Origin of the sequence: [Clostridium] hylemonae DSM 15053 (assembly GCF_008281175.1) — a bacterium.
Taxonomy (GTDB): domain Bacteria; phylum Bacillota; class Clostridia; order Lachnospirales; family Lachnospiraceae; genus Extibacter; species Extibacter hylemonae.
Map to the genome: position 1 here is coordinate 1,504,507 of NZ_CP036524.1, position 17,516 is coordinate 1,522,022.

The 17,516-nt window shown below is 50.6% G+C and carries 15 protein-coding genes; 12 read left to right on the forward strand and 3 right to left on the reverse strand.

What is annotated here, in order from left to right; translation table 11 throughout:
• Positions 1-21 precede the first annotated feature (21 nt).
• Both LAJLEIBI_RS18675 and aroC read right to left on the reverse strand, forming a co-directional pair.
• Positions 22-156: a hypothetical protein gene (locus LAJLEIBI_RS18675; protein ID WP_006443925.1), complete on the reverse strand. Its 135-nt coding sequence runs from the start codon at positions 154-156 to the stop codon at positions 22-24.
• Between the two features lie 509 nt (positions 157-665).
• A complete protein-coding gene (gene aroC / locus LAJLEIBI_RS06910) occupies positions 666-1,772 on the reverse strand; it encodes a chorismate synthase (protein ID WP_006443928.1) in 1,107 nt (368 codons plus the stop codon).
• 160 nt (positions 1,773-1,932) lie between these two features.
• On the opposite strand from aroC, the gene LAJLEIBI_RS06915 reads away from it, so the two are divergent.
• The 4 genes from LAJLEIBI_RS06915 (at position 1,933) to LAJLEIBI_RS06930 (ending at position 7,864) form a co-directional block, all read left to right on the forward strand.
• Positions 1,933-3,816: a L,D-transpeptidase family protein gene (locus LAJLEIBI_RS06915; protein ID WP_006443929.1), complete on the forward strand. Its 1,884-nt coding sequence runs from the start codon at positions 1,933-1,935 to the stop codon at positions 3,814-3,816.
• Between the two features lie 27 nt (positions 3,817-3,843).
• Positions 3,844-4,977: a tRNA guanosine(34) transglycosylase Tgt gene (gene tgt / locus LAJLEIBI_RS06920; RefSeq protein WP_006443930.1), complete on the forward strand. Its 1,134-nt coding sequence runs from the start codon at positions 3,844-3,846 to the stop codon at positions 4,975-4,977.
• Positions 4,978-5,069: 92 nt separating this feature from the next.
• Positions 5,070-5,372, forward strand: coding sequence for a preprotein translocase subunit YajC (yajC, locus tag LAJLEIBI_RS06925; protein ID WP_006443931.1), 303 nt, complete (start codon positions 5,070-5,072; stop codon positions 5,370-5,372).
• Between the two features lie 227 nt (positions 5,373-5,599).
• Positions 5,600-7,864, forward strand: a complete 2,265-nt coding sequence (locus tag LAJLEIBI_RS06930) for a glycogen/starch/alpha-glucan phosphorylase (protein WP_040435182.1) — start codon at positions 5,600-5,602, stop codon at positions 7,862-7,864.
• A 52-nt stretch (positions 7,865-7,916) separates the two neighbouring features.
• Here LAJLEIBI_RS06930 and LAJLEIBI_RS06935 read toward each other — a convergent pair whose 3' ends face one another.
• The gene (locus LAJLEIBI_RS06935) at positions 7,917-8,591 is read right to left on the reverse strand and encodes an MgtC/SapB family protein (RefSeq protein ID WP_006443933.1); all 675 of its coding nucleotides are present in this window, start codon (positions 8,589-8,591) and stop codon (positions 7,917-7,919) included.
• A 131-nt stretch (positions 8,592-8,722) separates the two neighbouring features.
• On the opposite strand from LAJLEIBI_RS06935, the gene udp reads away from it, so the two are divergent.
• The 8 genes from udp to serC all read left to right on the forward strand — a co-directional run bounded on the left by udp (position 8,723) and on the right by serC (position 17,516).
• A complete protein-coding gene (gene udp / locus LAJLEIBI_RS06940; RefSeq protein ID WP_006443934.1) occupies positions 8,723-9,511 on the forward strand; it encodes a uridine phosphorylase in 789 nt (262 codons plus the stop codon).
• A gap of 2 nt (positions 9,512-9,513) precedes the next feature.
• Complete coding sequence (gene deoC, locus LAJLEIBI_RS06945) at positions 9,514-10,197, forward strand: deoxyribose-phosphate aldolase (RefSeq protein ID WP_006443935.1); 684 nt, start codon at positions 9,514-9,516, stop codon at positions 10,195-10,197.
• Positions 10,194-10,622: a cytidine deaminase gene (gene cdd / locus LAJLEIBI_RS06950; RefSeq protein WP_040435183.1), complete on the forward strand. Its 429-nt coding sequence runs from the start codon at positions 10,194-10,196 to the stop codon at positions 10,620-10,622. Before deoC ends, cdd begins: the two co-directional genes overlap by 4 nt.
• Before the next feature lie 26 nt (positions 10,623-10,648).
• Positions 10,649-11,839: a phosphopentomutase gene (locus LAJLEIBI_RS06955; RefSeq protein ID WP_006443937.1), complete on the forward strand. Its 1,191-nt coding sequence runs from the start codon at positions 10,649-10,651 to the stop codon at positions 11,837-11,839.
• A 95-nt stretch (positions 11,840-11,934) separates the two neighbouring features.
• On the forward strand, positions 11,935-13,023 hold the full coding sequence (gene leuB, locus LAJLEIBI_RS06960; protein WP_006443938.1) for a 3-isopropylmalate dehydrogenase: 1,089 nt from the start codon (positions 11,935-11,937) through the stop codon (positions 13,021-13,023).
• A 3-nt stretch (positions 13,024-13,026) separates the two neighbouring features.
• Complete coding sequence (gene ilvD, locus LAJLEIBI_RS06965; RefSeq protein WP_006443939.1) at positions 13,027-14,700, forward strand: dihydroxy-acid dehydratase; 1,674 nt, start codon at positions 13,027-13,029, stop codon at positions 14,698-14,700.
• A 17-nt stretch (positions 14,701-14,717) separates the two neighbouring features.
• On the forward strand, positions 14,718-16,400 hold the full coding sequence (ilvB, locus tag LAJLEIBI_RS06970; RefSeq protein ID WP_006443940.1) for a biosynthetic-type acetolactate synthase large subunit: 1,683 nt from the start codon (positions 14,718-14,720) through the stop codon (positions 16,398-16,400).
• A 33-nt stretch (positions 16,401-16,433) separates the two neighbouring features.
• Positions 16,434-17,516, forward strand: a complete 1,083-nt coding sequence (serC, locus tag LAJLEIBI_RS06975; protein ID WP_040435184.1) for a 3-phosphoserine/phosphohydroxythreonine transaminase — start codon at positions 16,434-16,436, stop codon at positions 17,514-17,516.

Genomic DNA, 17,516 nt, shown 5'->3' on the forward strand with positions numbered 1-17,516 from the left:
ATCCTGAAAGGATTTCCTCCCTCAGAGGCTCTCGGGAATGTTATTTGAGATAACATTCCCGTGTCTGTTTCCGGCCCGCCCTGCAGCAACGTCTTCCACACCTGCCTCCGAACGCCCTCCCACACCCGCGCGCATCCATACCATCTGCCTGTTCATCGCCAAACATCCAAACATTCCCAACGGGAAGGAATTCCTGGGGTGTCTCAATGGATAGACTTGTATCCTGGAAAGGATGAGGGGCGGTGAGCTTAGTATACAGCATTTCAATCTCAGCAGCTAAAAACGGTAGGGATACAATTTAAATCTAAAATGCAAATCCATTGTGATCAGCCATGGGAATCTTACGTGTTGAAGGAATTTGAGTCATGTGAAGTGTCAGGCGGAGGAACGGCGGCAGGGAGCTGTGGGCGTTGGAGGGAGCTTTGTCAAGATGTTAGGGAAGAAGACACGGTAGGAACAGACCATAAACTGCACCACAAGTGCAGTTTATGAGACAGCTGACACAGGAAATCATCCAGATTTCCTGTGGAATTCTGTCGGTGTCTGTTCCTACCGTGTCTTCTTTCCTTACAGCTTGCAAGCGCACCGACCGTCCTGCGGCTCCCTGCCGCCGTTCCTCCGCCGTACGTTGCAACCCTCCCAAATTCCTCCAACAAAATTCCCCTCTATAATTCCCCGAGGTAGAATTTTTCTAACGACTCCATCTTTGCGGACATGTTTGTCATGAGCAGATCGGCCAGTGTGACCGCGACCATGGATTCGATCACCACGACGGCGCGGGGGACGATCACGGGGTCGTGGCGGCCTGTGATGGTTATTTCCGTGTTGGCTCCTGTACAATCTACCGTCTTCTGAGGCTGGGCGATGGATGGCGTCGGCTTTATGGCTGCCCGCAGCAGGATCGTGCTGCCGTCGCTCATGCCTCCGAGGACCCCGCCGGAATGGTTTGTTTTTTTCGTTATATGTCCGTCAGAAGAGCGGAAGGCGTCGTTGTTTGTGCTGCCATTCGCGGCGGCAGCACGGAAGCCGTCTCCGATTTCCACACCTTTAACGGCGCCGACCGACATCACTGCTTTGGCAAGGCCCGCGTCCAGCTTGTCAAATACAGGTTCCCCTATGCCGGCAGGCATGCCGGTCACCGCACATTCAATGACTCCGCCTGAGGAATCCAGGTTTTTGATACATTGTTCCAGGTAGGCGGAAGCTTTGAAAGCATAATCGTTGTTTGGCATATACAGGGCATTTTCACGGATGCATTCATAATTATATTCAGATCTGGGCACAGTAATAGTACCGATCGCGCTCGTGTAGGCTGTGACCTGTATACCAAGGCCTGCAAGCAGCCTGGAAGCGACAGCCCCGGCAGCGACTCTGCCGATCGTCTCGCGTCCGGAGGAACGCCCGCCTCCCCTGTGATCCCGGAAACCGTATTTGCAGTCAAATGTATAGTCTGCATGTCCCGGGCGGTAACAGTCTTTTATCTTGCCGTAATCCCGGGAACGCTGGTCCTGGTTCCTTATAAGAATAGAGACAGGTGTTCCGGTCGTCTTTCCCTCGAATACACCGGAAAGTATCTCCGCCTCGTCGGATTCCTGCCGCGCCGTCGTATATCTGCTCTGCCCCGGCCGTCTCCGGTCAAGAAATTCCTGGATATCTGTATTGGTAAGAGGGAGTCCTGCGGGACAGCCGTCGATGACAACGCCGACAGCCGGACCGTGGGATTCTCCCCAGGTTGTGATCTTAAATAAAGTTCCATAAGTTGATCCTGCCATGATTCGTCTCCTTTGTTGTGAAATACATAATCCTATTATACCCGTAATCACCAAATCTTCAAGAATTCTTCAGCAATTTTTCACTAATTAGCACTGTACTTTTGACAGGCATCATATTATAATAGATGCGTGTGAATATTTTAATGAGGAGTAGACGACTATGTCAGATATGCAGAAGAGACCAGAAGATATCGACAGAGAATCCGAAGAAATCATAGAAGAAACTATGAAGGAGATCTTTGACGATATCAATAACTCAGACGAATTTAAGGAAATGGATGACAGCTATGAAGAATCCGAAGAAGCAGCAGATGAATCTGGTCAGGAAGATAAAGCAGAAGAGGAAAATGGCAGGCCGCTTAGTGAAGATACTGACGCCGGTGGCCTATCTTCTGATGACAGTGATATTGAAACAGCCGGAGTAGAAGAAGAGCCTGACTCTGAAGACGAAGCGGCGGAGGAAGAAGCATCCGAAGATGGCGATGAATCTGATGAGGACGACTTTGAACCCGATGAGGATGACGTTGAATCCAATGAGGACGACTTTGAACCCGATGAGGATGATGTTGAATCCAATGAGGACGACTTTGAATCCGATGAGGATGACGGGGAAGAGGAAGAGACGGAAGCGGAGAAAGAGCTGAGGAGGCACAGAAGGAGAAAGAAGGCCGGAATTATTGCCGCCTCTGTTGCGGGGGCTCTTATTCTTATATATATTGGATTTGCTGTTTTTTTCAGCAGTCATTTTATGTTTTTCACAGAGATCAACGGACAGGACTTTTCGATGAAGAGTGTCAGCCAGGTGGAAGAGTATATGAAAAAGCAGGTTGCTGATTATGTACTGACACTGAAAGAATCGGACGGCGGTACAGAGACGATACGCGGCGCGGATATTTCCCTGGAATATGTTCAGGGAAAGGAACTGAAGCAGCTTGTCAAAAAGCAGAATAATTTTCTCTGGATCGAGTCGCTCTGGAAGCACCCTGAGATCACGGCGGAAGTCGGTGTTAAATATGACGAGAATGCGCTGAAAAGTATTACTGAGAATTTAAAATGCCTGAACCCGGACAATCAGACGGCCTCTGTTGACGCACATCCGGAATTTAAAGATACAGAATTTGTCATTGTTCCGGAAGTGATCGGCACTCAGATAGATACTGAAAAGTTTAATGAGGCAGTGTCTACCGCGATCAACGGGTTCGTATCAAGTGTGGATCTGGCGGATGCGGGGTGTTACATCAAGCCCAGATTTGTCTCTGATTCCAAAGAGGTGACAGCGGCAAAGGATGCCATGAACAGTTATCTCGGTGCGAGTGTTACGTATGATTTCAGTCCGAACACGGAAGTTGTGGACGCTTCTGTCATCTCCCAGTGGGTGAAGGTGGATGCCGACATGAACGTGACCTTTGATGAAGAGGCGGTAAAAGCTTACATCCAGACGCTGGCGGATAAGTATAACACAAAAGGGAAAACGAGGACATTTACCACGGCAGGCGGCAACAGTGTTACCGTGGAGGGCGGAAGCTACGGATGGAGGATCGACCAGGAGGCAGAATACAATGCGCTGACAGCCAATATAAAGAACGGCGAGACAGTGACAAGAGAGCCGGAATATTCCAGCCGGGCGGCAAGCCACGATGTAAATGACTTTGGAAATACGTATGCGGAAGTAGATCTTACGAACCAGCAGATGTATTTTATACAGAACGGCCAGGTAGTGCTTCAGACCGGAATTGTAACCGGGAATCCGAACAAAGGAAACGGAACGCCGCAGGGGACGTACTCTCTGGCGTACAAAGCGCTTGACCAGGTGCTCAGAGGCAAGAAAAAACCAGACGGCACGTATGAGTACGAGTCGCCGGTTAAGTTCTGGATGCCATTTAACGGGGGCATCGGGTTCCACGACGCGACATGGCAGCCTACATTTGGAGGCTCCAGATATCAGACAAACGGTTCACACGGCTGTGTGAATATGCCGTATGACAAGGCGGCCCAGCTGTATGATCTTATCTCAGCGGGCACACCGGTAATTCTGCATTATTAATCAGTATAAAAGTAAGAGGTAGAGATCATGTATGAAGTGTTAAAACGAGATGGTCTTGCCAAAAGAGGAAGGCTGCAGACAGTACATGGAGTCATTGAGACTCCTGTATTCATGAACGTGGGAACAGCGGCGGCGATCAAGGGCGCTGTTTCCACCGAAGATCTGCAGGAAATAAAGACACAGGTGGAGCTTTCCAATACATATCATCTGCATGTACGTCCTGGTGACGTTGTGGTGAAAGAGCTTGGCGGGCTCCACAAATTTATGGTCTGGGATAAGCCGATCCTTACGGATTCTGGCGGATTCCAGGTTTTTTCTCTGGCAGGGCTCAGAAGGATCAAGGAAGAAGGGGTATACTTTCAGTCTCATATTGACGGAAGAAAGATATTTATGGGACCGGAGGAGAGTATGCAGATACAGTCTAATCTGGCGTCCACTATCGCCATGGCATTTGACGAATGTCCGTCCAGCGTGGCGGACAGGAATTATATAGAGAAGTCTGTGGAGCGCACAACGAGGTGGCTCGCCCGGTGCAAAAAGGAGATGGAGCGTCTGAACAGTCTGCCCGGTACGATCAATCCGCGCCAGCTTCTCTTTGGCATCAACCAGGGAGGTATCTGTGAGGATATCCGCATCCGGCACGCAAAGGAGATCGCGGCTATGGACCTGGACGGCTATGCAGTAGGCGGGCTGGCAGTGGGAGAGTCACATGAGGATATGTACCGGATACTCGATGCGGTCGTCCCGCATCTGCCTGTGGATAAGCCTTCTTATCTTATGGGTGTGGGGACGCCGGCAAATATTCTGGAGGCAGTGGACAGGGGAATTGATTTCTTTGACTGTGTATACCCGAGCAGGAACGGGCGGCACGGCCATGTATATACGAACGGCGGAAAACTCAACCTGTTCAATGCCAGATATGAGCTGGATGCCGGACCGATCGAGGAAGGATGCGGATGTCCGGCGTGCAGAACTTATTCAAGGGCGTATATAAGGCATCTTCTGAAAGCAAAGGAAATGCTCGGAATGCGGCTCTGTGTTCTGCACAATCTCTATTTCTACAATACGATGATGGAAGAGATAAGAGAAGCTATTGAAAAGGGCAGTTATAAGGAATATAAGACAAAAAAGCTGGCAAAGATGGCAGGACAGGAAGTATAAAATTTCCATGAAATACGGAAAAGTACTTGATGAAAAAAGCATTTTTGTGTATGATAGCAATAGTGTTTAAAGATATGTAGGAGGAATAAGTTATGTACGCATTGGCAGCACAGTCCGGGAGTAACTGGATTTTACTCATCTTAGTATATGTACTGATCTTCGGAGGCTTCTGGTTCATTTTCATGAGACCGCAGAAAAAGGAGCAGAAAAGACTGCAGGCTATGATCGCAGATATGGCAGTGGGAGATACAGTTCTTACGACAAGCGGGTTTTACGGTGTCATCATCGATATAACAGATGACGACGTTATCGTAGAATTTGGCAGCAATAAGAACTGCCGCATCCCTATGCAGAAGGCGGCGATCGCGCAGGTTGAAAAAGCAAGCGCAGAATAAAGACAAGAGATGAGCGAGGAATCCCGTGAGGGATTCCTTTTTTGCTTCTTTTAAAGGCTGTGAGATATATACGAGTAATATTTTGTATGAAAACAGGAATACTTAAGTATAGAAAGTATCATTGACAAATGCGGAAATACAGATTATGGTAATATATGTTTGTGAACTGTGAATGCTCATCATGTATGGAAATCTCCATGTCAGATGATCTAATGAAGGAGACGGTTATGGAATTAAACGGACTGGAAACACTTGTAAAAACAAAATATGGCAGAGAGATCAAAGAATTGAGCGATGCGGAGATCTACTACGCTCTGCTTGCATTTACGAAAGAAAAATTAAAAAATACGCCTGACAACAAGGGCGGCAAGAAACTGTATTATATTTCAGCGGAATTTCTCATAGGGAAGCTTTTGTCCAACAATCTGATCAATCTGGGCATCTATGAGGAGGTGTCTGAACTGCTGGCGAAAAACGGCAAGGAACTGGCAAGGATAGAAGAGGTCGAGCCGGAGCCTTCTCTCGGAAACGGGGGGCTTGGCAGGCTTGCGGCCTGTTTTCTGGATTCTGCGGCGACGCTTGGGTTAGAAGGAGACGGAATCGGGCTTAATTATCATCTCGGCCTCTTCCGACAGGTTTTTGAGGGACATAAGCAGAAGGAACTGCCCAACCCGTGGATCGGGGAGGAGAACTGGCTTACGGATACCGGGATCAGGTTCCAGGTGCCTTTTGGGGACTTTACACTTACGTCCAGACTGTATGACATGGATGTGTGCGGTTATGAAAGCGGAAAGAACAGGCTGCATCTTTTTGATGTGGAAGGCGTGGATGAGAGCATTGTAGGAGAAGGGATCTCATTTGACAAAAATGATATCCGTAAGAATCTGACGTTGTTTCTCTATCCGGATGACAGTGACAGGGCGGGGAATCTGCTTCGGATCTACCAGCAGTATTTTATGGTCTCAAACGGGGCGCAGCTCATTTTAAAGGAATGTGAGGAGAACGGATATGAGCTTCGCAGACTCCATGAGCATGTGGCGGTGCAGATCAACGATACGCATCCGTCCATGGTCATACCGGAGCTTATCCGCCTGCTCGTCGAAAGAAATATTGACTTTAATGAAGCGGTTGAGATCGTACAGAAGACATGTGCGTACACGAATCACACGATTCTGGCGGAGGCGCTGGAGACGTGGCCGCTTGCGTATCTTGAACAGGTTGCGCCGCAGATCGTACCGATCATAAAAGAACTGGATCTGCGCGTAAAAGGAAAGTATCACGATGAGAGAGTGCACATCATCGACAGCCAGGAACGGGTTCACATGGCCCATATGGATATCCATTACGGACACAGTGTCAACGGTGTTGCGGCGCTCCACACGGAGATACTTAAGAATACAGAGCTGAAACCGTTTTACGATATATATCCGGATCGGTTTAACAATAAGACGAACGGCATCACGTTCCGCCGGTGGCTGCTCCACTGTAACAAAGAGCTTGTGCGCTGGATAAGCGGTTATGTGGAAGAGGATTTCCGCAGAGATGCAAACAAGCTGGAGAAGCTGCTGCGCCATATCGAGAGTGATATTGCGCTGGAAAAGCTTCTGGATGTAAAGCATGAAAAGAAAGTGCAGCTTGCTCAGTATCTGAAAGAGACACAAGGGATAGAGCTGAATCCTGACTCTATCTTCGACATACAGGTAAAACGGCTTCACGAGTACAAACGTCAGCAGATGAACGCGCTGTTTGTCATCTACAAATATCTGGAGATCAAGGCGGGAAAGATACCGTCCACTCCGATAACGGTGATCTTCGGGGCAAAAGCGGCGCCGGCGTATAAGATCGCTAAAGATATCATACACCTTATTCTCTGCCTGCAGGAGCTTGTTGACAATGACCCGGATGTATCTCCTCATCTTCAGGTCGTTATGGTGGAGAACTACAATGTGACAATGGCAGAGCACCTCATACCAGCCTGTGATATATCCGAACAGATATCACTGGCGTCCAAAGAGGCGTCCGGCACGGGAAATATGAAGTTCATGCTGAACGGGGCAGTTACGATCGGAACGGAAGACGGGGCGAACGTAGAGATACATGAACTTGTAGGGGATGACAATATCTATATCTTCGGACAGTCCAGCCGGCAGGTGATAGAACACTACGCCAAAGGCGATTACCGGGCCGCCGATTACTATATCAATGACGAGCAGATACGTTCCCTTATCAATTTCATAATCAGCCCTGAGATGATGAAGATTGGAGATCCGTATCACCTGCTTCAGATACACGCGGAACTCATATACAAAGACTGGTTTATGACACTGCTCGATCTGAAAGAGTATATTGCGGTCAAAAACAGGGCATACGAAGATTACGCGGACCGCAAGGCGTGGAGTAAGAAAATGCTCACAAATATCGCAAAAGCAGGTTATTTTTCATCAGACAGAACAATTGCAGAATATAATAAAGATATCTGGCATCTTCAATAATTGTCGAAGGGGTCAGACCCCTATGCACCATAGGGGTCTGACCCCTTTCAAATTATATATCTATTGACTTGATTTGTGGATTGTTTTTTAACAGTGTGAATATTTCATAGATATCGTAAGATTCGGGAAATTTTACATGCAATTTAATTTCCAGAGTCGTATCATCTACTTTTCTGGCGTTGATGTTGGATATTTTAATCTTGCTGGATGAGAAGATCCCGCCGAGCAGTTCTTTTATTTCTTCTTTGGAATCGACTTGTATGGTGATCTGTTCCATCACAGCATTTCTGCCGTACAGAAATCTTGTGTGGAATAAAAACTGGAGTAAGACAATAAATAAGGAGGAAGCAATGCTAAGCACATACATTCCCGCGCCGAACGCCATGCCGATGCCTACGGTGGCCCAGATCCCGGCGGCGGTCGTGATGCCTACAACGTTCATCTTCCGGTTGAAAATGACGCCTGCGCCGAGGAAACCGACTGCAGTTACGACTCCGGCGGCGATACGGGACGGGTCAAGGCCTATATGTTCTCTGGCCAGAATGTCGTAAAAGCCGTATTTGGACAGCACCATCATCAGAGACGAGGCGAGCGCTACGATGGCATGTGTACGTATACCGGCAGACTTCATATGACTTTCGCGTTCGTAGCCGATGACCGCACCGCAGGCCGCGGCTCCGAGTACGCGGAGAAAATATTCCAATTGCAAAAGAATGGCAGCTGACATTTTATCCCTCCTGTTCTTATATATAAGTATATATGATGCAGAGGGAAAAAACCACACAATTGTCAGGAAAGACTGGTTTATGGGGAGACGGAATGATATGATATAGGAAGGTAAAGAAAGGGGATGTGCACATGATCAATTATTCAGAGGACAAAGACAGACAGTATCATATACAGGTCGCAGAAGGAGAAGTCGGCAGGTATGTCATTCTTCCGGGCGACCCGAAACGGTGTGAAAAGATCGCCGCTCATTTTGACAACGCGAGGCTGATCGCGGACAGCAGGGAATATGTCACATATACAGGTGAGCTGGACGGGGAGAAGGTGAGCGTGACGTCCACCGGCATCGGAGGTCCTTCCGCCGCCATAGCCATGGAGGAACTCGTCGGGACGGGCGCAGACACTTTTATTCGCGTCGGCACGAGCGGAGGCATGGCAGAAGAAGTAAAGAGCGGTGATATCGTGATCGCGACGGGAGCCATCCGGATGGAAGGGACGAGCAAAGAGTATGCCCCGATAGAATATCCGGCTGTCGCGGACATCAGCGTGGTCAATGCCCTGATGGAGGCCGCCGGCAGGCTGAAGCTTGACTATCATACCGGCGTAGTACAGTGTAAGGACTCCTTCTACGGACAGCATTCCCCGGATACGAAGCCCGTCGGGTATGAGCTTATGGAGAAATGGAACGCCTGGGTGAAATGCGGCTGCCTTGCCTCTGAGATGGAGTCGGCTGCCCTTTATATCGTCGGCAGCTGCCTGCGCGTCAGAGTCGGATCGGTCATGCTCGTGATGGCAAATCAGGAGAGGGCCAGAAAGGGACTTCCGAATCCGGTCGTCCACGATACAGAGGCGCCGATCCAGGCAGCAGTGGAAGCGATCCGCATATTGATACAAAAGGACAGACTACAGGAGGGGGAATAATCATGAAAATAGAGGAAATATTAAGACATGTTGATCATACGCTGCTTGCGCAGACAGCCACGTGGGAGGACATACGCGGCATCTGTGATGACGGTATGACATATCATACCGCATCCGTATGTATTCCGCCGTCTTATGTAAAACAGGCGAAAGATTATGCAGGGGAAAATCTGGCCATATGTACGGTCATCGGCTTTCCGAACGGATATAATACGACGGCGGCCAAGGCAGCGGAGACAAAAGACGCGGTGGCCGCCGGCGCGGATGAGATCGACATGGTAGTCAATCTTGGATGGGTAAAAGATAAAAAATACGACAGTATAGAAGCCGAGATACGGCAGATAAAAGAAGCCGCGGGCACAAGAGTGCTCAAAGTCATCATTGAGACCTGTCTTTTGACGGAAGAGGAAAAGATAAAAATGTGTGAGATCGTCACGGCGGCCGGGGCTGATTACATCAAGACATCCACCGGCTTTGCAGATGGCGGAGCCACATTTGACGACGTAAAGCTGTTTGCGGAGCATGTAGGAAAAGGAGTGAAAATAAAGGCGGCAGGCGGGATCAGTTCCATCCGGGACGCCGAGGAATTTCTGAGACTGGGCGCAGACAGGCTCGGGACGAGCCGGATCGTCAAAATAGCAAAAAGTAAGGCAGGGGGCCTGCAGCAGAAGGAGTGCTTGAATTGAAAAAAGAGAAACTGCCGGTGCGGGAGATGATCCAGAAAGCGATGGAAACACTGGAATGTTCTTACGCGCCTTATTCTAATTTTAAGGTGGCAGCCTCGCTGCTCACCGAAGACGGTGTTATATATACGGGCTGTAATATTGAAAATGCTGCCTATTCACCTGGCAACTGCGCTGAGCGCACGGCGTTTTTCAAGGCGGTCAGTGAAGGCGTGCGGGAGTTTGCTGCCATATGCATCGTCAATGAGGACGAGAAGGGCGGCCACGGCATCTGTCCTCCGTGCGGCATGTGCCGCCAGGTCATGATGGAATTCTGCCGCCCGGAGGAATTTTATATCATACTTGCGGCAGACGAGGCGCAGTATGAGATCCATACGCTCGCAGAACTGTTCCCCATGGGATTCGGACCGGGAAGTCTCAAGGGATAAGACATATAAAAGAAAGAGGTCAGTTTATGGAAAGATTTCACAGAGTATTTATCATAGTTCTGGATTCGCTCGGCATCGGGGAGATGGAAGACGCGGCGCGGTTCGGGGACGAAGGAGCAGACACGCTCGGGCATATCGCGCAGGCGGTGCCCAGGCTTTCCCTGCCGAACCTTGCAAAGCTCGGCCTATGGAATGCCCATCCGTCCGGAAAGGAACAGGCGGAAAAGCATCCGGAAGGATACTACGGCGTGCTGCAGGAGAGAAGCAACGGAAAGGATACGATGACCGGCCACTGGGAGATGATGGGCATATACACGACGAAGCCCTTTAAGACATTTACAGAGAACGGTTTTCCGGAGGAGCTCATAAAGGAACTGGAAGAGAGAACGGGCCGCACGATCATTGGAAATAAAAGCGCAAGCGGCACAGAGATTCTGGAAGAACTCGGGGAAGAGGAGATCGCCACCGGACATATGATCGTCTATACTTCTGCGGATTCTGTGCTTCAGATATGCGGAAATGAGGAGACGTTCGGCCTTGACGAGCTGTACCGCTGCTGTGAGATCGCCAGAGAGCTGACGATGAAGGATGAGTGGAAAGTCGGACGGGTCATTGCAAGGCCGTACGTCGGAAAGAAAAAGGGTGAGTTTGTGCGCACGAGCAACCGGCATGACTATGCCGTAAAGCCGCCCGGCCCCACCGTGCTCGACGCGCTGAAAAAAGCCGGGTACGACGTGATCTCCATCGGAAAGATCAAAGATATCTTTGCCGGGGAAGGAATTACCAAGGCATGGAAATCAAAGAGTTCCGTTCACGGTATGGAACAGACGACAGAGGCGGCGGACCAGGAGTTTCACGGACTCTGCTTTGTCAATCTGGTAGACTTTGACGCCCTCTGGGGACACCGGCGGGACCCGGAAGGCTACGCCGCGGAGCTGGAACGTTTTGACAATAAGCTCGGTGAGCTGCTTGACGTGCTGCAGGAAGACGACCTTCTGATGATCACGGCAGATCACGGAAATGACCCGACCTACAAGGGAACAGACCACACGAGAGAAAAGGTGCCGCTCCTTGTATATTCAGGCTCAGACAAAGGCGCCGGCAGTCTGGGAGAGCAGGATACGTTTGCGGTGATCGGTGCGACCGTGGCAGAAAACTTTGGGGTGGAGATGCCGGAAGGGACGATCGGACATTCTCTGCTACATCTGATCAGGTAATTTAGCGAATTAAAGTCTTGAAACAAACATTAAAATAGGATATTATTAATTCTATAGTTTTTAACTGAATTTTTATACAGGAAGGATGAGGGTATATGAACCTGAACATTGGTGTGATAAAAGGAGACGGAATCGGTCCGGAGATTGTAACTGAAGCCATGAAAGTGCTCGACAGGGTTGCAGAAGTATACGGACATTCGTGTAAATATACACAGCTGCTGCTGGGAGGCGCGTCCATTGACGTACATGGCGTTCCGCTTACCGATGAGACCGTGGCTGCTGCAAAAGCATGCGACGCGGTGCTCATGGGCTCTATAGGGGGAGATGCCGCGACGTCTCCGTGGTACCGGCTGGAGCCTTCCAGACGGCCGGAGGCAGGGCTTTTGAAGATCCGCAAAGAGCTGAATCTGTTTGCCAATCTGAGACCGGCGGTGCTTTACGACGAATTAAAAGGCGCGTGTCCGCTGAAGGAAGAGATCACAGAAGGCGGATTCGATATGGTCATTATGCGGGAGCTGACCGGGGGGCTGTACTTTGGAGAGCGCAGGACGGCGGAAGAAAACGGGGTGCTCACGGCGTATGATTCACTTACATATAATGAGAACGAGATCAGGCGCATAGCGAAGCGCGCCTTTGACATAGCGGAAAAAAGAAGGAAGAAAGTAACGAGCGTGGATAAGGCAAATGTGCTCGATACGTCCAGGCTGTGGCGCAAAGTGGTGGAGGAGACCGCGGCGGATTATCCGGATGTGACACTGGAGCATATGCTCGTAGACAACTGCGCCATGCAGCTTGTGAAAGATCCGAAGCAGTTTGACGTCATCCTGACGGAAAACATGTTTGGAGATATTCTCTCAGACGAGGCGAGCATGGTGACCGGGTCTATCGGAATGCTGGCAAGTGCGAGCCTGAATGAGACAAAGTTCGGCCTGTATGAGCCAAGCGGCGGCTCCGCGCCCGACATCGCTGGCAGAGGGATCGCTAATCCGATAGCGACGATCCTGTCCATGGCTATGATGCTCAGATTCAGCTTCGACCTTGACCGGGAAGCAGACGCGGTCGAGCAGGCCGTGGCAGATGTACTGAAAGAAGGATACCGCACCATTGACATTATGTCCGAAGGCAAAAAGCAGACAGGGACAAGTGAGATGGGTGATTTGATCGCGGGATACATAAGGAGGTAGAATATGAGAAGTGATACAGTAACAAAGGGGATGCAGCAGGCGCCCCACCGGTCTTTGTTCAATGCGCTCGGTTACACGAAAGAGGAACTTGAGCGTCCGCTCGTAGGTATTGTAAGTTCACACAACGAGATCGTTCCGGGACATATGAATCTGGATAAGATCGTGGAGGCGGTAAAGATGGGCGTCGCCATGGCAGGAGGGACACCCATCGTATTTCCGGCCATAGCGGTATGCGACGGAATCGCCATGGGCCATATCGGGATGAAATATTCCCTTGTGACGAGAGATCTGATCGCAGACTCCACAGAAGCCATGGCGCTGGCACACCAGTTTGACGCGCTCGTCATGGTTCCAAACTGTGATAAGAACGTTCCGGGGCTTCTCATGGCGGCGGCGAGGATCAATGTGCCGACTATATTTGTGAGCGGAGGTCCTATGCTCGCGGGCCGTGTGCAGGGTAAGAAGAGAAGTCTTTCCAGTATGTTCGAGGCGGTCGGCGCTTATACAGCAGGGACGATGACAGAAGAAGACGTCTGTGAATTTGAGAATAAAGTATGTCCGACATGCGGGTCCTGCTCCGGCATGTACACGGCAAACAGTATGAACTGTCTCACAGAAGTGCTCGGTATGGGACTGTCCGGCAACGGAACGATCCCGGCGGTCTATTCTGAGAGGATCCGCCTTGCGAAACACGCGGGCATGCAGGTGATGGAACTTTGGAAGCAGGATATCCGTCCAAGAGATATCATAACAGAGGAGGCGGTACTGAACGCGCTGACCGTGGATATGGCGCTCGGCTGTTCCACCAACAGTATGCTCCATCTTCCGGCCATTGCCCATGAGATCGGGATGGACTTTGAGATAGACTTCGCCAACGGTATCAGTGAGAAGACGCCGAACCTGTGTCATCTTGCGCCGGCCGGGCCTACATATATGGAAGATCTGAATGAAGCCGGCGGCGTGTACGCGGTCATGGCAGAGCTTAATAAGAAAGGGCTTCTGCACACGGAATGCCTGACCGTCACCGGGAAATCGGTGGGAGAAAACATAGCGGGAGCGGTCAACAGAGATCCCGAGGTTATAAGGACGATCGACGATCCATATAGTACTACAGGAGGAATCGCAGTGCTGAAAGGCAATCTTGCCCCGGACGGAAGCGTTGTGAAGCGTTCTGCGGTTGCGGAGGAAATGCTCGTGCACGAAGGTCCGGCCAGAGTATTTGACTGTGAGGAAGACGCGATCGCGGCCATCAAGGGCGGAGAGATCGTAGCAGGCGATGTGGTAGTGATCCGTTATGTAGGGCCAAAAGGCGGCCCCGGCATGCCGGAGATGCTGAATCCGACTTCGGCCATAGCAGGAATGGGACTTGGCTCCACAGTCGCGCTCATCACGGACGGACGGTTCAGCGGCGCTTCCAGGGGAGCTTCCATCGGCCATGTGTCGCCGGAAGCAGCCGTAGGCGGACCGATCGCGCTTATTGAGGAAGGGGATATCATCAAGATCGATATACCGGGACTGAAGCTTGAGCTTGATGTGACAGAAGAAGAACTGGAGAAGAGGAGAGAAGCGTGGGAGCCGAGACAGCCCCGCGTCACGACCGGCTATCTTGCGAGATATGCATCCATGGTCACGTCCGGCAACAGAGGCGCGATCCTGGAAGTGCCGAAGAATAAATAGATAGGAGATACAAAGGTATGCAGTTGACAGGAGCAGAAATTGTGATAGAGTGCCTGAAAGAACAGGGGGTAGATACCGTATTCGGCTATCCGGGCGGCTCTATATTGAATGTATATGATGAATTATATAAACACAGCGATGAGATCACACATATCCTGACTTCCCATGAGCAGGGGGCGGCACATGCGGCCGACGGATATGCAAGGGCAACGGGGAAGGTCGGAGTGTGTTTTGCCACGAGCGGCCCCGGCGCCACAAACCTGGTGACCGGAATCGCGACCGCATGCATGGATTCCATCCCGCTGGTGGCCATCACGTGCAATGTAGGTGTTTCCCTGCTTGGGAAGGACAGTTTCCAGGAGATAGACATCACGGGCATAACAATGCCCATAACAAAGCATAACTTTATCGTAAAAGATGTAAAGAACCTGGCAGAGACGATAAGAAAAGCATTTGTCATTGCTCAGAAGGGCCGGCCAGGTCCGGTCCTTGTGGATATCCCCAAGGACGTCACCGCCAACAAGGCAGAGTATAAGAAGCAGGAGATCGCCCCGGTGACAGCATCAAAGGACATCTGTGAAGCAGAGATCGAAAGCGCGCTTAAAATCATCTCAAAATCCAGGAAGCCGTACATATTTGTAGGCGGCGGGGCCGTGCTGGCAGACGCAAGTGAAGAACTGTACGAATTTGTGAAAAAGGTGGATGCGCCTGTCACAGACAGTCTGATGGGGAAAGGAGCATTCCCTGGAACTGACCCGCTCTACACGGGGATGCTCGGAATGCACGGGACAAAGACATCGAATTACGGAGTGAGCGAATGTGATCTGCTGATCGTGATCGGAGCCAGATTCAGTGACCGTGTGACCGGAAATGCAAAGAAGTTTGCCAAAAATGCCAGAATACTGCAGTTTGACGTCGATGCGGCAGAGATGAATAAAAATGTACTGATCACCGATGGAGTCGTAGGCGATATCAAGGTGGCGCTCGGTATGATCAACAGAAGACTTGAGGAACAGAGCCATCCGGAGTGGATCGAGAAGATCATGGCTTACAAAGAACAGTATCCGCTGAAGTATCACGAAGAGGGTCTGACGGGGCCGTTCGTCGTGGAGGAGATATACAGACAGACAGAAGGAGACGCCGTTATCGTGACGGAGGTGGGCCAGCATCAGATGTGGGCCGCACAGTTCTATAAGTTCACGAAGCCGAGAACATTTCTCACCTCCGGCGGCCTTGGGACGATGGGATACGGACTTGGAGCCTCTCTTGGAGCGAAGGTCGGCATGCCGGATAAAACGGTCGTCAACATCGCCGGGGACGGGTGCTTCCGTATGAACATGAATGAGATCGCCACAGCGGCCCGCTATAATATTCCGATCATACAGGTTGTTGTGAACAATCATGTGCTCGGGATGGTACGGCAGTGGCAGAACCTGTTCTACGGGAAGCGCTATTCCGCCACAGTGCTGAATGACAGCGTGGATTTTGTGAAGCTGGCAGAGGCGCTGGGGGCTACAGGTGTACGCGCCGCGACAAAGGAAGAGTTCAAGTCGGCGTTTGCATCGGCGCTTACGCTCGGCAGACCGGTGGTCATCGACTGCCAGATCGATTCCGACGAGAAAGTGTGGCCTATGGTGGCGCCGGGAGCGGCGATCAGCGAGGCTTTCGACGAGAAGGATCTGGAAGAAAGAAGCAATTGATTTTTACTGAAAAAGAAAGTGGAGGAATGAAAAGTGAGCAGAGTGTATAATTTTTCAGCAGGACCGGCAGTACTGCCGGAAGAAGTGTTAACGGAAGCAGCGGCAGAAATGCTTGATTACAACGGGACCGGCATGTCCGTGATGGAAATGAGTCACCGCTCGAAGGCTTTCCAGGAGATCATAGACTCGGCAGAGTCTGATCTGAGAGAGTTGATGAACATTCCTGACAACTATAAAGTATTATTTCTGCAGGGGGGAGCATCCCAGCAGTTTGCCATGATTCCGATGAATCTGATGAAGAACCGTGTGGCGGATTATATCGTTACCGGGCAGTGGTCCAAAAAAGCTTACGCCGAGGCCGCAAAGTACGGCAAAGCCAATAAGATCGCCACATCGGAAGACCGGACATTTTCCTATATTCCTGACTGTTCGGACCTTCCGGTGTCAGAGGATGCGGACTACGTGTATATCTGTGAGAATAATACGATCTACGGAACAAAGTTCAGACATCTGCCGGATACAAAAGGCAAGCCGCTTGTGGCGGACGTCTCCTCCTGCTTTTTATCCGAACCGGTGGATGTCACGAAATACGGCGTTATCTACGGCGGTGTACAGAAGAATGTCGGACCGGCGGGAGTTGTCATCGTTATCATAAGAGAAGATCTTATAACAGACGATGTGCTGCCCGGGACACCGACCATGCTCCAGTATAAGACACATGTGGATGCAGGTTCACTTTACAATACCCCACCGGCTTACGGCATATACATATGCGGGAAAGTATTCCGTTGGCTGAAACGTCAGGGAGGTCTTGCCGCCATGAAGGAACGCAATGAAAAAAAGGCAAAGATTCTGTATGACTACCTGGATGCAAGCCAAATGTTCAAAGGCACGGTAGAGGCAAAAGACAGGTCGCTCATGAATGTGCCCTTCGTAACAGGAAGCGATGAGCTGGACGCCAGATTTGTGCAGGAAGCGAAGGCGGCCGGGTTTGAAAGCCTGAAAGGACACCGCAGCGTGGGCGGTATGAGGGCGAGCATTTATAATGCCATGCCGGAAGAGGGTGTGAAGGCTCTCGTTGCATTTATGAAAACGTTTGAAGAGGAGAATTTGTGA

Bases quoted from the DNA above. Each gene is read 5' to 3' on its own strand.
- deoC (WP_006443935.1), top strand. From the start codon at position 9,514: ATGAAAATAGAGGAAATATTAAGACATGTTGATCATACGCTGCTTGCG.
- LAJLEIBI_RS18675 (WP_006443925.1), bottom strand. From the start codon at position 156: ATGAACAGGCAGATGGTATGGATGCGCGCGGGTGTGGGAGGGCGTTCG.
- ilvD (WP_006443939.1), top strand. From the start codon at position 13,027: ATGAGAAGTGATACAGTAACAAAGGGGATGCAGCAGGCGCCCCACCGG.
- LAJLEIBI_RS06915 (WP_006443929.1), top strand. From the start codon at position 1,933: ATGTCAGATATGCAGAAGAGACCAGAAGATATCGACAGAGAATCCGAA.
- aroC (WP_006443928.1), bottom strand. From the start codon at position 1,772: ATGGCAGGATCAACTTATGGAACTTTATTTAAGATCACAACCTGGGGA.
- tgt (WP_006443930.1), top strand. From the start codon at position 3,844: ATGTATGAAGTGTTAAAACGAGATGGTCTTGCCAAAAGAGGAAGGCTG.
- LAJLEIBI_RS06930 (WP_040435182.1), top strand. From the start codon at position 5,600: ATGGAATTAAACGGACTGGAAACACTTGTAAAAACAAAATATGGCAGA.
- leuB (WP_006443938.1), top strand. From the start codon at position 11,935: ATGAACCTGAACATTGGTGTGATAAAAGGAGACGGAATCGGTCCGGAG.
- LAJLEIBI_RS06955 (WP_006443937.1), top strand. From the start codon at position 10,649: ATGGAAAGATTTCACAGAGTATTTATCATAGTTCTGGATTCGCTCGGC.
- udp (WP_006443934.1), top strand. From the start codon at position 8,723: ATGATCAATTATTCAGAGGACAAAGACAGACAGTATCATATACAGGTC.
- yajC (WP_006443931.1), top strand. From the start codon at position 5,070: ATGTACGCATTGGCAGCACAGTCCGGGAGTAACTGGATTTTACTCATC.
- ilvB (WP_006443940.1), top strand. From the start codon at position 14,718: ATGCAGTTGACAGGAGCAGAAATTGTGATAGAGTGCCTGAAAGAACAG.
- LAJLEIBI_RS06935 (WP_006443933.1), bottom strand. From the start codon at position 8,591: ATGTCAGCTGCCATTCTTTTGCAATTGGAATATTTTCTCCGCGTACTC.